This is a genomic window from Nicoliella sp. ESL1106, from assembly GCF_058509965.1.
This window is the reverse complement of sequence record NZ_CP196340.1, coordinates 656536-674918: the sequence shown is the minus strand read 5'-3', so window position 1 is coordinate 674918 and position 18383 is coordinate 656536. Positions and strand designations below refer to the sequence as shown.

The 18383-nt window shown below is 39.5% G+C and carries 16 protein-coding genes; 11 read left to right on the top strand and 5 right to left on the bottom strand.

All coding sequences use genetic code 11. From position 1 onward, the window contains the following. The first annotated feature begins 36 nt into the window (after nucleotides 1-36). Nucleotides 37-948 (top strand): proline iminopeptidase-family hydrolase, encoded by a 912-nt coding sequence (locus ACSVI6_RS02680; protein ID WP_491720030.1) that lies wholly within the window; start codon nucleotides 37-39, stop codon nucleotides 946-948. Nucleotides 949-977: 29 nt separating this feature from the next. Here the strand turns inward: ACSVI6_RS02680 and ACSVI6_RS02675 are convergent, their stop codons facing one another. Together ACSVI6_RS02675 and ACSVI6_RS02670 are read right to left on the bottom strand one after the other, a co-directional pair. Continuing rightward, nucleotides 978-3308, bottom strand: coding sequence for a glycoside hydrolase family protein (locus ACSVI6_RS02675; protein ID WP_491720916.1), 2331 nt, complete (start codon nucleotides 3306-3308; stop codon nucleotides 978-980). Between the two features lie 6 nt (nucleotides 3309-3314). Further along, a complete protein-coding gene (locus ACSVI6_RS02670; protein WP_491720915.1) occupies nucleotides 3315-4868 on the bottom strand; it encodes an ABC-F family ATP-binding cassette domain-containing protein in 1554 nt (517 codons plus the stop codon). Between the two features lie 144 nt (nucleotides 4869-5012). Here ACSVI6_RS02670 and ACSVI6_RS02665 point away from each other — a divergent pair, with 144 nt between their 5' ends. The 7 genes from ACSVI6_RS02665 (at nucleotide 5013) to ACSVI6_RS02635 (ending at nucleotide 11495) form a co-directional block, all read left to right on the top strand. Beyond that, a complete protein-coding gene (locus ACSVI6_RS02665) occupies nucleotides 5013-5393 on the top strand; it encodes a VOC family protein (protein ID WP_491720027.1) in 381 nt (126 codons plus the stop codon). A 20-nt stretch (nucleotides 5394-5413) separates the two neighbouring features. Continuing rightward, the gene (locus tag ACSVI6_RS02660) at nucleotides 5414-6085 is read left to right on the top strand and encodes a CPBP family intramembrane glutamic endopeptidase (RefSeq protein ID WP_491720914.1); all 672 of its coding nucleotides are present in this window, start codon (nucleotides 5414-5416) and stop codon (nucleotides 6083-6085) included. Nucleotides 6086-6207: 122 nt separating this feature from the next. Continuing rightward, nucleotides 6208-7824 (top strand): APC family permease, encoded by a 1617-nt coding sequence (locus tag ACSVI6_RS02655; RefSeq protein ID WP_491717176.1) that lies wholly within the window; start codon nucleotides 6208-6210, stop codon nucleotides 7822-7824. A gap of 390 nt (nucleotides 7825-8214) precedes the next feature. Beyond that, nucleotides 8215-9210, top strand: a complete 996-nt coding sequence (trpX, locus tag ACSVI6_RS02650; RefSeq protein ID WP_491717175.1) for a tryptophan ABC transporter substrate-binding protein — start codon at nucleotides 8215-8217, stop codon at nucleotides 9208-9210. Then, entirely contained in the window at nucleotides 9207-10106 is a 900-nt protein-coding gene (locus ACSVI6_RS02645) for an ABC transporter permease (protein WP_491717174.1), read from the top strand. The genes trpX and ACSVI6_RS02645 overlap by 4 nt, the downstream gene beginning before the upstream one ends. Further along, complete coding sequence (locus ACSVI6_RS02640; protein WP_491720025.1) at nucleotides 10099-10869, top strand: ABC transporter ATP-binding protein; 771 nt, start codon at nucleotides 10099-10101, stop codon at nucleotides 10867-10869. Before ACSVI6_RS02645 ends, ACSVI6_RS02640 begins: the two co-directional genes overlap by 8 nt. Before the next feature lie 101 nt (nucleotides 10870-10970). Further along, nucleotides 10971-11495: a hypothetical protein gene (locus ACSVI6_RS02635; protein ID WP_491720024.1), complete on the top strand. Its 525-nt coding sequence runs from the start codon at nucleotides 10971-10973 to the stop codon at nucleotides 11493-11495. A 50-nt stretch (nucleotides 11496-11545) separates the two neighbouring features. Here the strand turns inward: ACSVI6_RS02635 and ACSVI6_RS02630 are convergent, their stop codons facing one another. After that, nucleotides 11546-13072 (bottom strand): glycosyltransferase, encoded by a 1527-nt coding sequence (locus tag ACSVI6_RS02630; protein WP_491717171.1) that lies wholly within the window; start codon nucleotides 13070-13072, stop codon nucleotides 11546-11548. Between the two features lie 17 nt (nucleotides 13073-13089). Continuing rightward, entirely contained in the window at nucleotides 13090-14697 is a 1608-nt protein-coding gene (locus tag ACSVI6_RS02625; RefSeq protein ID WP_491720913.1) for a glycosyltransferase, read from the bottom strand. Nucleotides 14698-14899: 202 nt separating this feature from the next. On the opposite strand from ACSVI6_RS02625, the gene ACSVI6_RS02620 reads away from it, so the two are divergent. After that, complete coding sequence (locus ACSVI6_RS02620) at nucleotides 14900-15409, top strand: YbhB/YbcL family Raf kinase inhibitor-like protein (RefSeq protein WP_491717169.1); 510 nt, start codon at nucleotides 14900-14902, stop codon at nucleotides 15407-15409. A gap of 40 nt (nucleotides 15410-15449) precedes the next feature. Here the strand turns inward: ACSVI6_RS02620 and ACSVI6_RS02615 are convergent, their stop codons facing one another. Next, entirely contained in the window at nucleotides 15450-15776 is a 327-nt protein-coding gene (locus ACSVI6_RS02615) for a hypothetical protein (RefSeq protein WP_491720912.1), read from the bottom strand. Nucleotides 15777-15892: 116 nt separating this feature from the next. Between ACSVI6_RS02615 and ACSVI6_RS02610 the strand changes: the two genes are divergently transcribed. Both ACSVI6_RS02610 and ACSVI6_RS02605 read left to right on the top strand, forming a co-directional pair. Continuing rightward, nucleotides 15893-16531 carry an NAD(P)H-hydrate epimerase gene (locus tag ACSVI6_RS02610; RefSeq protein WP_491720022.1) on the top strand — a complete coding sequence of 213 codons (639 nt, stop codon included), beginning with the start codon at nucleotides 15893-15895 and terminating at the stop codon, nucleotides 16529-16531. Between the two features lie 11 nt (nucleotides 16532-16542). After that, nucleotides 16543-18381, top strand: a complete 1839-nt coding sequence (locus ACSVI6_RS02605) for an FAD/NAD(P)-binding protein (protein WP_491720911.1) — start codon at nucleotides 16543-16545, stop codon at nucleotides 18379-18381. Nucleotides 18382-18383 lie beyond the last annotated feature (2 nt).

Below are 18383 nucleotides of genomic sequence, written 5' to 3'. Positions count from 1 at the left end.
AGATAATAATTAAATAATTAGAAATGGGGACTTTAAATGAAACCAGGCACTAAAATCATTACCTTAGATAACGGGTACCATCTTTGGACCCATACTTCAGGCACCGGGTCAATTCACCTGCTCGCTTTACATGGTGGGCCTGGTGGCAATCATGAATACTGGGAAGACACTGCTGAACAATTAAGAAAACAGGGGCTATCAGTTCAAGTCCACATGTATGATCAACTAGGATCGTGGTACTCTGATTCTCCCGATTTTGATGACCCAGAAGTCGCTAAAAAAGTATTGACCTACGACTACTTTTTAAATGAAGTCGAAGAAGTCCGTCAAAAGCTAGGGATCGATAAGTTCTACTTAATTGGCCAATCATGGGGTGGGTTGTTGGTCCAACTATACGCCCAAAACTTCGGTGAACACCTCAAGGGTGCAATCATTTCTTCGATGGTCGATGAAATTGATGATTATACTAAGCATTTAAATCAAATTCGTGAACGGGAATTTTCACCAACCGAATTAGCATTCATGAAGGAATGTGAAGCTAACAATGATTATGATAATGAACGTTATCAAAATGACGTTGATAAGCTTAACCGCGGCTACATTGATAGAAAACAACCGCCTGCCATTTCACACTTGACTAGCACCGCTAATACCACTATTTACAATGCTTTCCAAGGTGACAATGAATTTGTGATCACTGGTAAATTAGGTGAATGGCATAATACTGATCACTTAAAGGATAATCACGTCCCCACACTGGTTACGTTTGGTGAACACGAATCCATGCCGATTGAGACTGGAAAACGAATGGCCAAAATGATTCCAAACGCCCAATTCGTTTCAACACCAGAAGGTGGACACCACCACATGATCGATAATGCCCCCGTTTATTACAAACACTTGGCAGACTTTATTCGTTCCGTCGAAAACGACACTTTTAACAAGTAAATAAAAAAGACCGCATTTAGCGGTCTTTTTTATTTAGTAACGTAGCCAACCTTATTATTAACCTTTACTTGATACCAGTATTGGCCATTAATATTAACCATCTTTTGGACTGCTACGCCCTTAGATTTTTTACTTATTACGCTAAATTTACTCCCATTCGGATTCGTGTAAAGTTTAGCTCCCTTTTTCAGGGTAATTTGTTTTACGTTGTTCGCAACTTTAGCAGAGAGATTGTTTAACCATTTCGTAAATTTGCTTTCAATCTTAACAAGGCTACCATTGGTTTGCGCATCATTTAATCCGCTAAGGGTCGTTTGTAATTGACTTTTAACTGAAGATGCCACCGATTTATATTCTGTCCGATTTAAGGTCGCCTTAAAAGAACGAATCAGATTACTTTGATAGGCATTCACACGTGTTTGAGCTTGTTGCTTAGCAGCCGTGAACAATGCTTGCTTGTTATCACTAGTAACGGTCTGATTATCAACCTTAAATGCTGAATAATTGACTGTTGCATCGTTAGAAACCACCATATTATAACCACTATTTTGCTTATAACTAAGCGTCATTAACGTGTACATTTTATGAATTTCTGGTAGGTATATTTCAATCGAACTATTATCAACATACAAGACCGCATTCTTAACCGTTGTCCCGAGGTTAATGGTTTCGGTTTTATCCATCGTTTTGTTAATATCCCAAGTCCTACTAATCGTTAATTGCTTACCCTTTAATTGCAGATTAACGTTATTGTTAGTCCCATCCTGCCTTGTCAGCTTAATGGTTTGATTACCACTGAAGTTTAAGTCCACCTTATTATTAGTTCCCACTGAAAATGAGGACTTAGCCTTCACATCGTAAGTGCCAATCTTACTTGAATTGGGTTCGATTGGATCGACTAGGAAGTTACCATTCTTATAGGTAATCGTCCGTGCTAGCGTATAACTACCAAAGTGGTTAATGTTATTATAGTTGAAAAGGTTCGGTGAATAAGTCCAATTGCCTAACCAAGCCATTGAAATTAACTTATTGGAGTTCACTGAGGTGTAGTTAGCAGCAAAGTTATCAAACCCATCATCCATCTTCGTAACCTTAGAATCGGAATCCTTAACAAAAATCCCATCAGAGTTATATGAACCGGTTAATACATAACTACCACTTTGGTTACCAGTATAGTCCTTACTTCCGGCAATAAAGAACATCATTGGTTGCCCACTAACTTCCTTAATAACTGGCATTTCAGACACATGATAACCAGTTAGGTCAATTGTGTATTCAGGATGATAATCCCAATTTAACCCATCAGAACTAGTTAATACATACATCCGATCGTCTAATCCACCAGCAACGTAAGCAACAAAATTACCGTTTTTGAGTCTAGTAACGTATGGATCTCTAAAATCATCCTTAGTCTGCAGTCCATCGATCTTTTTAGGATCCATAACTGGGGTTGGCCCGTATGGATGGAACTGGCCATCATTGTTACTGTACGCTAAGAAGATGGTCTGGCCACCAGAAAAGTTAGTAAAATAAGCTAGTTTAGCATCTTTTAAAATGGTGTTGCCGTATTCATCCTTTGTAAAATGACCATCATTGTTCAAGACCGTTCCAGAAGCTGCTGCCCCCCAAGGTAGGCCGTTGAGATTAGTGTCAGCTACTTGAAATGAAGTCCCGTTAGTACTATTAGTATAGTATTTATCAGGAATTGCAACGTTATTAATACTAAAGCGATTCGATGGATCAAAGTCCCTAAAGGTCTTAAAATCAGTCGTTACCATGTGCTTCCATTCGTATTGGACCCCTTGCACCTTAGCGAGTGGCTGTGCTAGATAGTAAATATCCCAGTATTCCACTGATCCATCACTATTATAGTGGGGAATCATGGATTGAATATCGTTTGAATATCCATCGGAGGCATTAAAATGGAAATTTTGGTTCCAAGTCGAATCAACTACGTCTGGATTTTTAGCAACAAAGCTATTCATTGTATTAATCGTTTGGGCATTTACATCCACACTTGCACTCGCATAAGAAATTGCCCTGCCATTAATTACATCTGCACTACTCGATGCAACTGAGGCAGCTGAGGATGCCTTATTCGCACTACTCGATGAGCTAGATGCTGATGATTTAGCCTTCTTTGCTTGATCTTTGGTATCCGTATCTTTTGCAGCTGTAGTCATTGCGGTCGCTTGCGTTTGGTTATTGCTATCTGCACTTGCGGTTTGATTAAAAGCACCTGTCGCTGCCAATGTTAATAACAATGTGGTAGCGTATAAATATGGTTTTACGTTCGTTTTAATTTGATTTCGCTCCTTACTAAACAAGAAGTGCCGCAACGGTTCAACCCATTTCGGCACTCAATATTACTTAGGCTGAGCTCTTAAACTCAGCTTTTCAACATCAATTACTTTATCGATCAAATGATCATAAAATGATGATTCGTGGCTAACGATAATGGCGTTGCCAGGAAACTTATTAATTGCCCGCTTCAAAGAATCCTTTGTTTCATCATCCAAATGATTTGTCGGTTCATCCATGATCAAGAAATTACTAGGGACAAATTCCATCATTGCTAATTTGACCTTAGTTTGTTCCCCACCAGAGAGGTCATTCATTGGCTTGCTAACGTTATCAGGACCAATTCCACACTTAGCCAGTTTGGTTCTGATTTCACGTTGTTCGAGCTTAGGGAAACGATCTTGAACAATTTGCATTGGGGTCATCTGCGGATTACTCCATACTAAGTCTTGGCTAAAGTAATTTACCTTTGCAGAAGGCGAAAATTCAGCCTCACCACCAAGTGGCTTGATTTTACCCAAGATACTCTTGATCAAGGTCGATTTACCAACCCCATTGAATCCCTGTAAGCCAATCTTTTGATCAGTCGTAACGGTAAACGTCACTGGTTGTAACAGGGGCTTCGTGTATCCAACCGAAAGATGGTCAACGGATAATGCATTCTGCGAACCAGTGTCTAAGTATGGGAAATCAAACTTAGCATGTTCATTTGCTGAAGGCGGATCAACGATGTCCATATGGGAAAGTTGCTTTTCACGTGATTTAGCCATCTTAGACTTACTCCCCGCTTTGTTCTTGCGAATAAATGCCTTCGCCTTTTCAATTTCAACTTGTTGCTTTTCATAAGCCTTTTCTTGGGCTTTTTCACGTTCATCCTTTTGGCGCATCGCCTGTTTAAAACTACCACGGTACTTATGGATTTGGCCAAACGCAACGTTTAAGATACAGTTAGTGACCTGTTCCAAAAAGTCATAGTCATGGGAAATAACGATAAAAGAGCCATCAAAATGATTTAAATAATCTACCAGCCAGTCAATATGAGCCGTATCCAAGTAGTTAGTCGGTTCGTCCAACAAGATCACTTCTGGACTTTCCAAAATTAATTTTGCCAGAATAATTTTGGAACGTTGACCCCCACTCATCTTGGCAACGGGTTGATCACGACCAACGTCATCTAATCCTAATCCCGTAATCACCTGTTCGATTTTGGTCTGGATATCATAGAAACCATTTGCTTCTAATTGTTCTTGGATGCGTCCCGCTTTTTCCAAAAGCTTATCATCCATATTAGTAGCGTATTCTTCGTATAATTTAGCCATACGGTCATTCATATCATAAAGATCTTTATATGCGGTATGAAGAAACTGAATCAACGTCATCCCATCTGGAATATCAGCATATTGGTCCAAATAACCGATGCTGACCCCTTTTTGCCACTTGATTGAGCCCGTCAAAGGAAGCTCGACACCAGTAATAATTTTAATCAGTGTACTTTTCCCGACTCCGTTTTGCCCAACAATTCCCATGTGCTCTCCCTTATTGAGTTGGAAGTCAGCATCTTCATAAAGGGTTTTGTCTGCAAAACTCATGCTCAAATCCTGAACATCAAGTAATGCCAAAATGTTTCACTCCTTATTTTTATTCGTACAATCTGCTAATTATATTGTAAACTGTTCAGCCCGCTTTTACCACCACTTTAAGATTAAGATTTTGCGGCTATGTTATAATGTTTCTGTTAATTCAAGATAGGAAGGAAATTTAAAATGAAAATTAAAGATATTGACAGCATTACAGTGACCGTTGCTAACTTAGAAACCACCATGCGTTTTTACCATGAAGTATTTGACTTACCAATTATTAGTATGGATGGGGACCACCTTGCAATTCAAGTTGGTCATCAAAAAATCATTTTTGTAACCAAAGAAGTTGCTAGTGAAGAATCAATTGCAATGCCAACTCCTGGGAGCAGTCGCATTTCATTGATCGTAAAGGATTCACTCGATTATGTTATAAACCACATGGCGAATTATGGTGTCGACATCGTCAGCGGCCCTTCCGAAATTCAAGGTAGCAACGGTAAAATGAACGCCGTTACGGTCTATGATCCAGACCGTAATCTAATTCAACTTTGTGAAACCAAGTAAGGACTTAGTGAGGCATTATTATGAAATACATCAAAACCCAAAGCTTCAAAATTCTCAAATTCATTGGTTTCATTCTCGTTTATTTAATTGGTGATTTCTTTTTGAGCTTTGTGTCCCCTCATCAATCGACCAGCACCATCTTCTTCGGGCTGGTCATTGCTTTGGTCGTGGCCTTGTTTTGTCTGGCCTTTATTATCTGGCGTTACAACAAGCAACTCAACAAGCGCAATCCATTTGGCTTTGGCACCAAAAAGATTGACAAACGGGCAATCATCCAACTCTGCTTAATCTTTGCACTCTTGATGACCATGCAATTTGTTTGGCAAGCACTAATTAACGCCAAGTTCTTGAGTGAACCCAGCAATGAAAATGCCCTCAATCAATCAGTAAAACAAATGTTTTGGCCTAATTTTATTGATATTAGTTTTATCGGCCCCGTATTTGAGGAATTCATTTTCCGCGGCATCTTTTTCAACTACTTCTTTGCAATTGAGAAGGATGGCCTGCATAAGTGGTGCGGAATCATCGTCTGTGGAATGGTGTTCGGCTTTATGCATACCCTTAATTTCAGCGTAAATTGGATGTTCTATTCAGCAATCGGTTGGATCCTAGCATTCACCTACCTGCATTTTAAGGACGTTCGCTACAGCATCACCATTCACATGCTCAATAATTTATCTAGCTTTTTATAAAGATTGTGAAATCAGTATTGGTTAACGGAATGAAAGCGTTTAACATCCCGCCAATACTGATTTTTTAATTTGCAATTATTATTATATTTGATAAAATACTAAAAGACCGTGAAAGGAGAACTATGTCAAAACAAAATAGTAAAAGTAAGATTGGTTTGTTTCAAATTGTAATGTTAGGTTTAAGTTCCATTATTGGTTCAGGATGGTTGTTCGGTTCTTGGGAGGCTTCAAAAGTCGCCGGACCAGCTGCAATTATTTCCTGGGTCGTTGGGGCAATCGTGATTGGTTCAATCGCATTTAATTACGTTGAATTGGGAACGATGTTTCCTGAAAGTGGTGGAATGAGTAAGTATGCTCAATACTCGCATGGATCCTTGCTAGGGTTCATTGCGGCGTGGGCAAACTGGGTATCCCTAGTTACTTTAATTCCAATTGAAGCCGTTGCCGCGGTTCAATACATGAGTTCATGGCCTTGGTCATGGGCGAACTGGACCAGAGGGTTTTTAAGCAATGGAGAAATTACTAATGAAGGACTATTAATTGTCTTCTTATTCATCTTGGTATTTACCCTCTTGAATTATTGGTCAGTTAATTTATTAGCGAACTTTACTAGCTTTATTTCAATTTTTAAGCTAGGGGTTCCAATCATCACGATCATCATGTTGTTAGTATCTGGTTTCACACCGCAAGACTTTAATAACCCTGCATTAGGTGGCTTTATGCCATACGGAAGTGCTTCCATCTTTGCAGCTACGACTGCTTCTGGGATCATCTTCTCATACAATGCCTTCCAAGTGGTTATTAATATGGGACGTGAAATTGAAAATCCGAAAAAGAATATTTCACGTGGGATTATTATCTCACTTGGAATTAGTACTGTGATTTATGTATTACTTCAATTTACATTTATTGGTTCGATCGAACCTGCAAACCTTGCCCATGGTTGGCACGGTGTTAACTTCAATTCCCCATTTGCTGATATCGCAATGGGACTTAACCTTTACTGGTTAACAGTGATGCTATATGCAGATGCGTTCGTATCACCATTTGGAACTGGAGTTTCATTCGTTGCTCAAACTAGTCGGACCCTTGCCGCAATGGTTACCAACGAACACATGCCTAAATTCTTAGGTAAAATCAACAAACGTTGGGGTGTGCCACGGGTTGCGATGGTTGCCAACTTGATTATTTCAGTATTGCTAGTGGCATCGTTTAGAAGTTGGGCTACGCTTGCCAGCGTTATCTCTACTTCCACATTGATTGCCTACCTAACTGGACCGGTAACGGTGGCCACTTTAAGAAGAATTGCGCCAAACTTTACGCGGCCAATTCGATTGAAGTTATTAAACTTCATGGCCCCATTTGCCTTTGTGATGGCTAGTTTAGCCACTTACTGGGCTAAATGGCCAACAACGGTTCAAGTTATCTTAGTAATCCTATTGGGGCTTCCATTCTACTTCTACTTTGAATGGAAAAACCAATGGAAGGAAACTAGAAAACAATTTATTTCTGCACTATGGATGATCGTCTACTTGATCTTCTTATCAGCAGTCTCATACCTAGGTAGTAAGGACTTTAATGGAATCAACTTCCTCCCATACCCACTCGACTTCGTTGTAATTATCGTAGTTGCACTGGTATTCTACTACTGGGGAATTTCTAGTTACAGTTTCCAAACTGATGATGATTTAGATAAAGCAAAAGAAGTAAATGATACGGTCGATGGAGATTTAAAATAATTGAACATCAACAAGAAAGAGGTTAGCAAAATTGCTAATCTCTTTTTTTTTTTGCTTGACAAACATTTAAAGAATATATTAAAATAAATCTAATCTTAAAAGTAGAAAGGAGAAAGAACCAATGAATAATATTAAATTAGCTTACTCATCAATTCGTTGGCAAAACCGGTCATAAGTCGTTATCTTCAAACAGATACGGCTTCCTTTTATCATGCAAAGGCGTATCTGGACCGGCTCTTTCTTCAAAGAAATCATTCAGCTTGTTCGGACAAAACTTAAACCGGTCAAAGCTGAACCCAATTAAGGCGAACTGCTTAGGACTGTCTAAGTAGTTCGCCTTTTTGTTTCCATTATGGTTTTAACGTTTAAATAATATTAAGGAGATTGATTATGAAACGAATGTATGCACTCATCACCATCCTGTTCGTATTTCTTGGCTTCGCATTCTTCCAAGAAAAGAACGCTACCACCACTACTAGCGCAAAGATCCCGACATTAGGAATCTTACAGTTAATGACCCACCCTTCCTTAGATGCCATTCACCATGGAATCATTCAGGGACTTAAGGATAGCGGATATCAACCTGGTAAGAACATTAAAATTGACTACCAAAATGCGCAAAATGATCAAAGTAATCTAAAGACCATGAGTACCAAGTTTGCCAACGAAAACGCCACTGCCTCGGTTGGAATCACCACCCCATCCGCTCAGGCATTAGCTAGCACCATCCATAATAACCCAGTGATCCTAGGTGCCATCACCGACCCCGTTGGCGCTGGTCTAGTTTCCAACTTAAAACACCCAGGCGGTCATATTACAGGGGTCGCCAATGGTTCACCACTCCAAAAGCAATTGAACGTCATCAAGGCCTTCATGCCCAAATTAAAGACCCTTGGTATTATCTATACATCTAGTGATCCATCATCAACTTCCCAAGCTAAGCAATTCGCAATTCTTTGCAAAAAGGAAGGCATCGATCTTAAAACATACACAATTGCTAATTCTAACGACTTGAATCAAGTTTCCAGCCAAATGGTTAGCAAAGTCCAAGCCGTATACGTTCCTAACGATAACACGATTGCTGCAGCCATGGATACCTTAGTTGCCAACGCAGATAAATCAAACGTCCCTGTTTTCCCTTCAGTCGACTTCATGGTTAAATCTGGTGGAATCGCTACTTACGGAGTTGATCAATTTCAAATGGGGGTAACCATCGGTAAAATGACTGCCAAAATTCTCCGTGGTGAAAACCCAGCTACCACCCCAGTTAAGAGATTCCAACAAGGTAAGATGATCGTTAACGTTAAACAAGCCAAGAAACTACACATTCAGATTCCAGCTTCAATTATGAAAGAAGCTGAAACGAAGGGAGAGGTTATCAAATGAGTTTAATTGTATCTGCTATCGGTCAAGGGCTCCTCTGGGGTGTACTTGGCATCGGACTATTTTTAACATTTCGGATTTTAGATTTTCCTGATATGACGGTTGAAGGGACCTTCCCAATGGGGGCTGCAATCGCTGCTGCCATGATCGCCCATGGGTATTCACCAATCGTTGCGACCCTGTGTGCATTCATTGGTGGGGCCATCGCAGGGTTAGTGACCGGACTATTGTATACCAAGGCCAAGATTCCAGTGTTGCTATCAGGAATCCTAGTCATGACAGCCGCCTACTCAGTTAACTTAAGAATCATGGGAGCTGCGAACGTATCACTATTAGGCAAGGGGAACCTTTTAAACGCTAAAATTTTCCAAGGACTCCCTAATTACTTCAACAGTGTGTTCTTAGGATTGATCGTCATTACCATCGTAACGATTGCCATCATTTACTTCTTACAAACTGACCTAGGACAAGCATTTATTGCCACTGGTGATAACGAAACCATGGCGCAATCATTAGGAATCAACACCGATGCAATGAAGTGCTTAGGCGTTAGCGTTTCTAATGGTGTCATTGCCCTTGGGGGTGCCCTTGTTGCACAAAATAATGGGTATTCAGATGTCAACATGGGAATTGGAATTATCGTTGTCGCATTAGCATCCATCATCATTGGCGAAGTCGTCTTTGGCAACCTAACTATGAATCAACGACTCGTTGCCGTTACGCTTGGTAGTATCCTCTACCGATTCGTTTTACTAATCGTTCTACAACTTGGTTTCAATGCCAACGACTTGAACTTAATTTCATCAATTATCTTAGCACTATGCATGAGTTTGCCAGCATTCAAGGACAAGTTCAACTTAATGCACACTTTGAAACGGGGGTTCGAACGCAATGAATAAACCAATTTTTCAATTAAAAGATGTTGTTAAAACCGTCCACCCAAACGGTGGGCAACCATTAAACATTTTAGACCACGTTAGTTTAGATATCTATCCAGGTGATTTTATTACTATCCTAGGATCGAACGGGGCTGGAAAATCAACATTCTTCAATGCCATTGGTGGTAATTTACCGATTACTTCTGGACAACTATTATTGAATGGCAAGAATATCACTAAAACGTCAGTTGCTAAACGGACCCAATTTCTAAGCCGTGTTTTCCAGGATCCAAAGCTAGGGACCGCCCCACGAATGACGGTGGCTGAAAACCTGTTACTTGCTGAAAAGCGTGGACAAAAACGTTTGTTAACACCCCGCCATTTACGGCGTCAAATGGGCAAATATCAACAAATAACAAGTCAGTTGCATAATCACCTTAGCGACCGCTTAAACACCCCTACTGGTAATCTTTCAGGAGGTCAAAGACAAACGCTCAGCTTTTTAATGGCCACCATTAAAAAACCTGAAATCTTGCTATTAGATGAACATACGGCTGCATTGGACCCTAACACTTCCCAAGAATTAATGGAATTGACTAATCACACCGTTCAAGAACAAAAACTTACCTGCTTAATGATCACCCACCATTTAGATGATGCAATTAAGTATGGCAATCGACTAATCGTTTTAAATCAAGGCCAGATTGAATATGATATTCGAGGGACGGAAAAACAATCCATCACCAAACAAGATTTATATCAATTCTTTGACCCTACTAATTAAACAATAAAAAACCGCAGCAATGTCAAAAATAGGCATTGTCGCGGTTTTTTGTTATAATATAAATTAATGCTAGATTAGCATTAACTTATGGAGGGATATATTTGAGTAAGCAAGAACCGCAATCGCGAGTCAAACGCTACGACTTTAATGGGAGTCAAAAACAACCCAATCAAGATCCTAAAAATTTCAAGGTCTGGCCCTGGATTTTAGGATTAGTAATCGTAATTGGAATGCTAGTAGTTGGGATTAAGTTTTTGACCGCTAACGATAATAACCAAGCTGGACAATCATCGTCATCAATGGTTAGTGCTAGCAGTACCAGTGCTAGTTCATCCATCAAAAATAGCGCTAGCTCCAGCAGTAAAACTACGCATAGTAATAGTACTAATAAGAGTTCTAATAAGGGAACTAACGCTAATAACCACCCAGCTAATGATAGAAAAAGCCAAAATAACCCTGCTCCGCAGAATAATGGAGGTTTTAGTGCACCACGTCAATTCAGCTCAGTTGCCGATGCCACCAATTGGGCGAAAGCAACCCAATCTAGTTGGATTCAAGCTGGTTATAATAACTATACAATTACATCTGATGGGCAAGGATATTACGTTTTAAACTTTACTAAATAAAAAAACTGTGAATTGAAAAATTCACAGTTTTTTTATTTGCTTAGGTCAAATTATTTAGTAACTTGATCCCATTGCTTATTAACGTTTTCAGAACTGAATTCCTTAGCCTTAACTAATGAACCGTTGCTTAACTTCTTGAATAGTTTACTGTCTAGTAAAATTTCATCGATCTTACCAGCAGCTTCACGAACGTTTCCTGCAGGAATTAGGTAACCATTAACGTCGTTGTCAATGATATTTCTAGGACCGTAGTTAACATCGTAAGCAACTTCAGCTAATCCGTATTCAAGTCCGTTTACCAATGACATACTCAAACCTTCACCGAATGAAGTTTGGATAATTACTTTGGCGGCACTTAGTACCTTTTCTTTATCTTCGCCAACAAGGTAACCCTTGAAGTCAACGTTAGTTTCAAGACCTAACTTCTTAACTAAGTTCAATAATTCTTGACGATATTCTTCTGATTCAAAGTAACCGACAACATCTAAGTGGATGTTTGGAACACGGTTCTTAGCAAAACTAACAATTTGAATTAATTGATCGATATGCTTGTCATGGAAGATCCGACCAACATAAACAACGTTGTTATCACGGTCATCTTCGAGTGACTTCCGAATTTCAGCTTCTTTTTCAGCAAATAATGCAGTATCGAAGATTGCGTAAGTCTTAATTTCTGGGAAAAGACGACTTAAGTCATCACGTTGTTGTGGAGTAGAAACGATTAAACCATTGTAGTCACCTAAGTGATTGTGGAATAATGTTTCAAGGATTGGGTATAACTTACCCTTTGCGCTACCAGCTAAGTTAGCATCAGTTGTTTGTTCGTTGTGTAAGAATTGGTACTTACCAGCAACATTCTTAATCCGTGCAACAACTTCAGTTAAAGTAGGACGGTCGTTAATTAGAACCGTCTTTTCTGGGTCAGCAATTTCATTTAAGAAGAATTCGAATAGGTCATCTTCAGTATTGAAACGGTGGTTCTTACCCTTGTAGTTCAATAACTTGAACATGGTTGGGTGAACTTGACCATTGATGTTCATGTGAGTAATTTCCATTACTGGATTACCTTCGTAATCAAATAGGATTTCATGACCTACTTGACCATCTGGATGAAGGTATTGAGTCTTAGAACGGAAACCACGTCCATCCCAGACATCACGACTACTAGTGTTACCGAAACGGTCGTAGAAATCAACCGTTCCAATTTCACCAACAGTAAGTGGGAAGATGTTTACTTGTGCAACAACCTTACCCTTTTGTTCAACGTATGATTTGTTGTTATCAACACCATCGATCTTGTATTCATTTTTATCAACCATGTCTGAATAACGTAAGAAAGCATGCTTGTGAGGAACATCAGTAACTTTTTGGAAGTAATCGTACATGTTTAAAATGTCGTCATTACCCAAACCATACTTTTCAATTTCTTGATGAAGACCTTGATTGTAATTACGAGTAACAATCTTTGAGTCTCTTTTGTTCTTTTTAAATAATTTTTGACGATTCATTGCGGAAAATTCAGTTCCGGAATTGAATGTAAAAATGTTTTCGTTTACAAATAAAAACGTTTTAGTCATATCTATTCAGCCGCTCCTTAATCTAGTTTTTCGAGACCCTTTTCAATATCAGGGTTCCATACTGCCATCTTGTGCTTCCACTTCTTAGCAGCGTCATCTAATAATTCCTTCCAAGCCTTCCAAACGTTAGTTTCTGAGTAACGCTTTGAAAGTTCGTAGGCCTTGTCAGACATCTTTTGTAATTGATCAGGATTGGTGAATAAGTCGGTCATGTGTTGACCCATCTTCTTGTAGTCACCATAATCAACGATGTAACCATTTTCTTTGTCCACTACTAATTCGTTAGGACCATAGTTAACATCGTAAGTAATACCAACATCACCTTCGGATTGAGCTTCCATCATGGCCAAGTTAAAACCTTCCATGACAGATGCTAAACCGTAGATTTGAGCGTTCTTTTGAACGATGGAAACGTTGTTAACGTAACTGTGAATGTGCACAGCATCTTCCATGTGGTAATCCTTGATAGCAGCATTAATCCGCTTCATTGCAATATCATCATTGGAGTGATCAATGTATCCATAAAGGTCAACAGTCACTTCTGGAACGGTCTTACGAGCAATCCCAGCAGCCCGAATCACCTTATCCAATTGCTTTTCAGGAGCGATACGAGCAGTAGCAATAACGCTACCGAACTTCCGGTCCTTCATTGGAATCCGTGGTTCGTCAAAGTGCTTATCAGGAATAACCCCAACTGGAATCGTGAACATCGCAGCCTTAGGAGCAAAACGGTATTCAACATCTTCAGTTTGCTTATGGGTAGCAGAAATGATGGCATCATATCTGTTAGCATCAGTTAAACTGTATTCGTAGTTGTTGTTCATGATAGAAGTATTTGGCTTTTGAGCATCACCAGCGTGTGAGTTATGAAGGTGCAATACAGTGTATGCAGGTTCACGTAATTCTGGTAATAATTCTTCATATAGATCAGAACGGTCCATGATGAAGATATTTGGCTTAGTTTTACGAAGATATTTGTGGTTATTAGCGTTTAAGAATTCAAGAAGAACACCATCAATCGTGTCGTATTGACGAACAGTTCCCTTGCGATCAATAGTCTTCCAACCAGACTTATCCATCTTACCTTGAGCATTTAAGCGGTAGTAGTCTTCAACAACTGGACGACCATCAACGCTGTACCAAGTTTCAGTAGCGATCTTGTTATCTGGAGTATACCATTGAACCATTGATTTGAATCCACGGTAATCGTAGAAATCAACACGGTACAAGTTAGCAAAACCATCAAAAAGTTCTACTGATTGAACACGCTTGTCATCGGTAATATCCTTACCAAAGCAGTTAACACGAGCAATGATTAACTTGTCTTTGAAAACAATTACTCGGTTGTGTTCATCATCATTTTGGTAAGTTAAATCAGAAACCCCAAAATCAAGATCTTCTGGTCTAACTGCCTTTTCCTTAACATCTTCTGCTTCTTGGAAGAAATCAAAAAGGTTTAAGATTTCATCATCATGAATCCCAACGTTGTTCAAGTGGAAATGAAGAAGTGGGTTCCATTCGCGAAAGACTAGCTTGTAAGCTTCTTTATTCTTACGGAAAAGAAACGCTCTTTTTAATTGAGCATGTTCGATTCCTGAATTTTTAGCGTTAAAGCTTGAGTTCATAAAAAAGTTCATAAAATTAATTACCTACCTTATGTAACGCTTATTTTCAGTAACATCAAGTACTGTCTAGAGGTTATTATATAATAAAACGCCAAATTAAAACAGTGATAAATGATAAATTATCACCATAGTTAAGAAAGACTTTAATATTTAACTTATCAGTAATATCGTATAATAATATTAATGAAGGGAGTCTTTACTTATGAATATTAACGTTCCACTAGAAAATAACCATCTAGGTAATAAGTATACAAAGCATGCAGAAAATAGTCAAAAAATCGGAAACGTTCCATTTATTTCTTTTCCAATTGAAATCAGTGGGGTTCCCGATGGAACTAAATCTTTATCACTGGTGATGCTCGATTGGGATTCGATTCCAGTTTGTGGGTTTGCCTATATTCACTGGGTCGCTGCTAATATCGATCCTAATACCACGACGATTCCCGAAAACGCTAGTCACGAGGACCTAATTCCGCTCACTCACGGTAAAAATAGTACTGCTGGTCCATTAGCAGGGCCACTGGATCCAATCATCAGCGAGCGTTATTTAGGCCCCACCCCTCCCAACTGTGACCATGAATATACCTTAACTATGTATGCGCTAGATACTAAGTTAAACTTAAACGAGGGATTTTGGCTCAATGAAATGCAATCCGCAATGAATGGACACATTCTTGATCAATCCAGCGTTCAGTTAAAAGTTTTACAATAATCCAAAAAAACAGGCCAACGAAAATTCGCTAGCCTGTTTTTTATTGGGCTGCCACATCGTATGCAACATCGCCTAAATGCATCAATAACTTATCAGCATCGTTTTTAAAATCATTTACAAAGCTATCACTAGTTGATTTTTCTTCGTGAATAACGTGATTAGCTAAATCAAAAATTTGAAATCGATCAGGAGCCGTGAGCCTAGCAGTATCATAGTGCCCCTCTTCTGCTTCGTCTAAATAAATTTGAAACAAATTTTCAACCGTTTTAGCAATAAATTGATCTGGATCGACCTGTTTACCAGCATCTTCTAAATCGATTAGGGCATGCTTTACTTCACGCATATTTTCAGGAATATATTCACTCATTTTAACCAACCTCTCAAACTTTATTATTGGTAAAATTATAACACGAGTCTCTTTATTTAATTTTTAATTTGTTTAATAATGTTAATAACATAATAATTAATAAAGGATGTGTCGCTTTGAAAACAATTTCCGCTGGTGATGCTAAAGCATTCGATCAATATACAATGCGTGATATCGGGGTGCCATCCCTGGTTCTAATGGAACGGGCTGCACTCAAAAGCGTTGAAAACCTCAATAGTTTAAGATGGCCCCTGGATAAAGTCCTAATCGTTGCCGGATCTGGTAACAACGGCGGTGACGGTCTGGCAATCGCACGCCTATTAAAAAACCATGGCAAAAGAGTCGAGGTCTTATTGGCTGGCAACGAAAAACACGCCACCATTGAAAGAATCCAACAATTAGACTTTGCCAAAAAATATGGTGTTGAATTTATTAGTCAAGATATCAATTGGGATACCTACTCAGTAATCATTGACGCCCTATTTGGTATTGGCCTTTCAAGACCAGTTAGTGGCAACTATCAACAAATCATCGAAAACATCAATAATAGTGATGCCAAAACACTCGCAATCGATGTTCCATCTGGGTTCAACGTGGATCTGGGTGATGAAATGGGGGTCGCAGTGCATGCAAATGCTACCGCAACGTTTGCCTATGCCAAAAACGGAATGAATTCCACTAATGGGCAAGCTTACTGCGGACAATTATTCGTTGATGATATCGGCGTTTATGATCCTAAAGAAATCAATCAATAGGAGGAATAAGAATGAACATTGGAATTATTGGTAGTGGCCCGCGCGGGTTAATCACACTATCACATTTAATCCATAATTTTAATAATAGTCAGATCGATTCATTATCGATCCACCTCTTTGACCCGTTTTTACCTGGCGGCCAAGTCTGGCGAGTTGATCAATCGACTAATCTAATCATGAACACAATCGCAGAAGATATCTCACTGCCAGCTAAAGATGACGATAATGCGCTAAACCTATACCAATGGTCACAAACTAAAGCCAGTGCCTTCATTAATGAAAATGGGTACGATAAAAAGCTACTACCATTAGCACAGTCGTTGACCCCCAACGGATACTCACCTCGGGTATTACTGGGAGTCTATGCCCAATGGTTCTACCAATTATTGGTCAAATCCCTCCCCACTGGGGTTACAGTAACATACCATCAAACGGCGGTAACAAATGTTAATAAAGCCGCTAATGGTTGGTCCATCAATGCTGATGAGCAGACTTTTCAGTTTGATAATGTAATCCTAACGATCAATACCAATGTCAATCAGCTAACGCCCACGGAAGAATCATTAAGGGATTATGCTGAACAAAATAACCTTTACTACCAAGCCCCAACCTACCCTGGTGATGTGAAGAGTTATCCAATCGATGATGCCCAAAACGTAATTATCAGGGGATTAGGAATGAGCTTCTTTGATGAAATGATTAAATTGACCGTAGATCGTGGGGGACAATTTATCCAAAATGAAGATGGCACCTTTATTTACAAGCCATCTGGACATGAGCCTCACATATTTGCAGGCTCCAGACGAGGGGTCACGTATTATCCTAAGGCCGTCGTTAAGGAGACGAACGAATATCACTTCAAGGCTCACTTTGTGACTAAAGAAAACATCGCAAAGCATAAGGTCAATGGTAAGCTTTCGGTTAAGCAATTCCGTCAATTAATGCGTCGTGAAATTGAAATCGTTTACTATCAAATGATCCTTAAGCGTGACCATCCGCAAGTGGATATAGATCAATTCACCGCTCAGTTCGTAAAAGATCCCGATGCTGCCATCCAATCGGGACCATTTGAACCTAATGAAATCCTCAGATGGGAGTTATTGCTCAACCCAGTTGCTGGGACTCCAATCACAACCACCGCCGATTATCAACAAACGTTGCTCAACTGGCTAAACGCGGTCGCTAGCGATGCTGAATTGGGCCTTGGCGTAGGGCCATTATCATCCGCCCTAACGGTATATAAAGAGGTTCGTCAAACGATGCGGGACACGATTGTAGAAAACGACTTTACAGAAGCTGATTACCTTAGTGAATTTCTAACTACCTTTAAAGCTAACAGCCAGTTTCTCTCCAATGGTGCCCCTGCAATTCGTTTTAAACAATTAATTGCCCTAATGCACGCTGGCGTGGTTACTATTTTAGGACCACAAATGAACGTAATTGGTGCTAACCAACATTTCGTAGCCCTTTCAAAGTACTATCCAAAAGAGCCCGTAATCGCCGATGCTTTAATCGAAGCACGGATTCCTCGGCTGAACTTCGCAACTACCAAAAGTGAATTAATTAACGGAATGGTAAAACATAAAATCATCACCCCAGCTGCTTTCAAGGATGCTAATGAACGAGCAGTAAAAATTAATGCCATCAACATCGATGCTGATTCTGATCAAGCCATCAATACTAGTGGTGAAATTGATGCCGGCTTTTTCGTTTTCAGTACCTTAACGGAGGGCATTCACTGGTTAACCACTGTCTTTCCAATGGTTGGCAATGATGAAAACCACCGTAGCGCCGAACAGATAAGCCATCAAATCTTAAAAATTAATACTAAATATCGAGATACAATGTAAAA

Excerpts from the sequence above, each read along its gene's own strand:
- ACSVI6_RS02655 (WP_491717176.1), top strand. The coding sequence starts at position 6,208 with ATGTCAAAACAAAATAGTAAAAGTAAGATTGGTTTGTTTCAAATTGTA.
- ACSVI6_RS02605 (WP_491720911.1), top strand. The coding sequence starts at position 16,543 with ATGAACATTGGAATTATTGGTAGTGGCCCGCGCGGGTTAATCACACTA.
- ACSVI6_RS02640 (WP_491720025.1), top strand. The coding sequence starts at position 10,099 with ATGAATAAACCAATTTTTCAATTAAAAGATGTTGTTAAAACCGTCCAC.
- ACSVI6_RS02620 (WP_491717169.1), top strand. The coding sequence starts at position 14,900 with ATGAATATTAACGTTCCACTAGAAAATAACCATCTAGGTAATAAGTAT.
- ACSVI6_RS02645 (WP_491717174.1), top strand. The coding sequence starts at position 9,207 with ATGAGTTTAATTGTATCTGCTATCGGTCAAGGGCTCCTCTGGGGTGTA.
- ACSVI6_RS02680 (WP_491720030.1), top strand. The coding sequence starts at position 37 with ATGAAACCAGGCACTAAAATCATTACCTTAGATAACGGGTACCATCTT.
- trpX (WP_491717175.1), top strand. The coding sequence starts at position 8,215 with ATGAAACGAATGTATGCACTCATCACCATCCTGTTCGTATTTCTTGGC.
- ACSVI6_RS02665 (WP_491720027.1), top strand. The coding sequence starts at position 5,013 with ATGAAAATTAAAGATATTGACAGCATTACAGTGACCGTTGCTAACTTA.
- ACSVI6_RS02630 (WP_491717171.1), bottom strand. The coding sequence starts at position 13,072 with ATGACTAAAACGTTTTTATTTGTAAACGAAAACATTTTTACATTCAAT.
- ACSVI6_RS02625 (WP_491720913.1), bottom strand. The coding sequence starts at position 14,697 with ATGAACTCAAGCTTTAACGCTAAAAATTCAGGAATCGAACATGCTCAA.
- ACSVI6_RS02615 (WP_491720912.1), bottom strand. The coding sequence starts at position 15,776 with ATGAGTGAATATATTCCTGAAAATATGCGTGAAGTAAAGCATGCCCTA.
- ACSVI6_RS02660 (WP_491720914.1), top strand. The coding sequence starts at position 5,414 with ATGAAATACATCAAAACCCAAAGCTTCAAAATTCTCAAATTCATTGGT.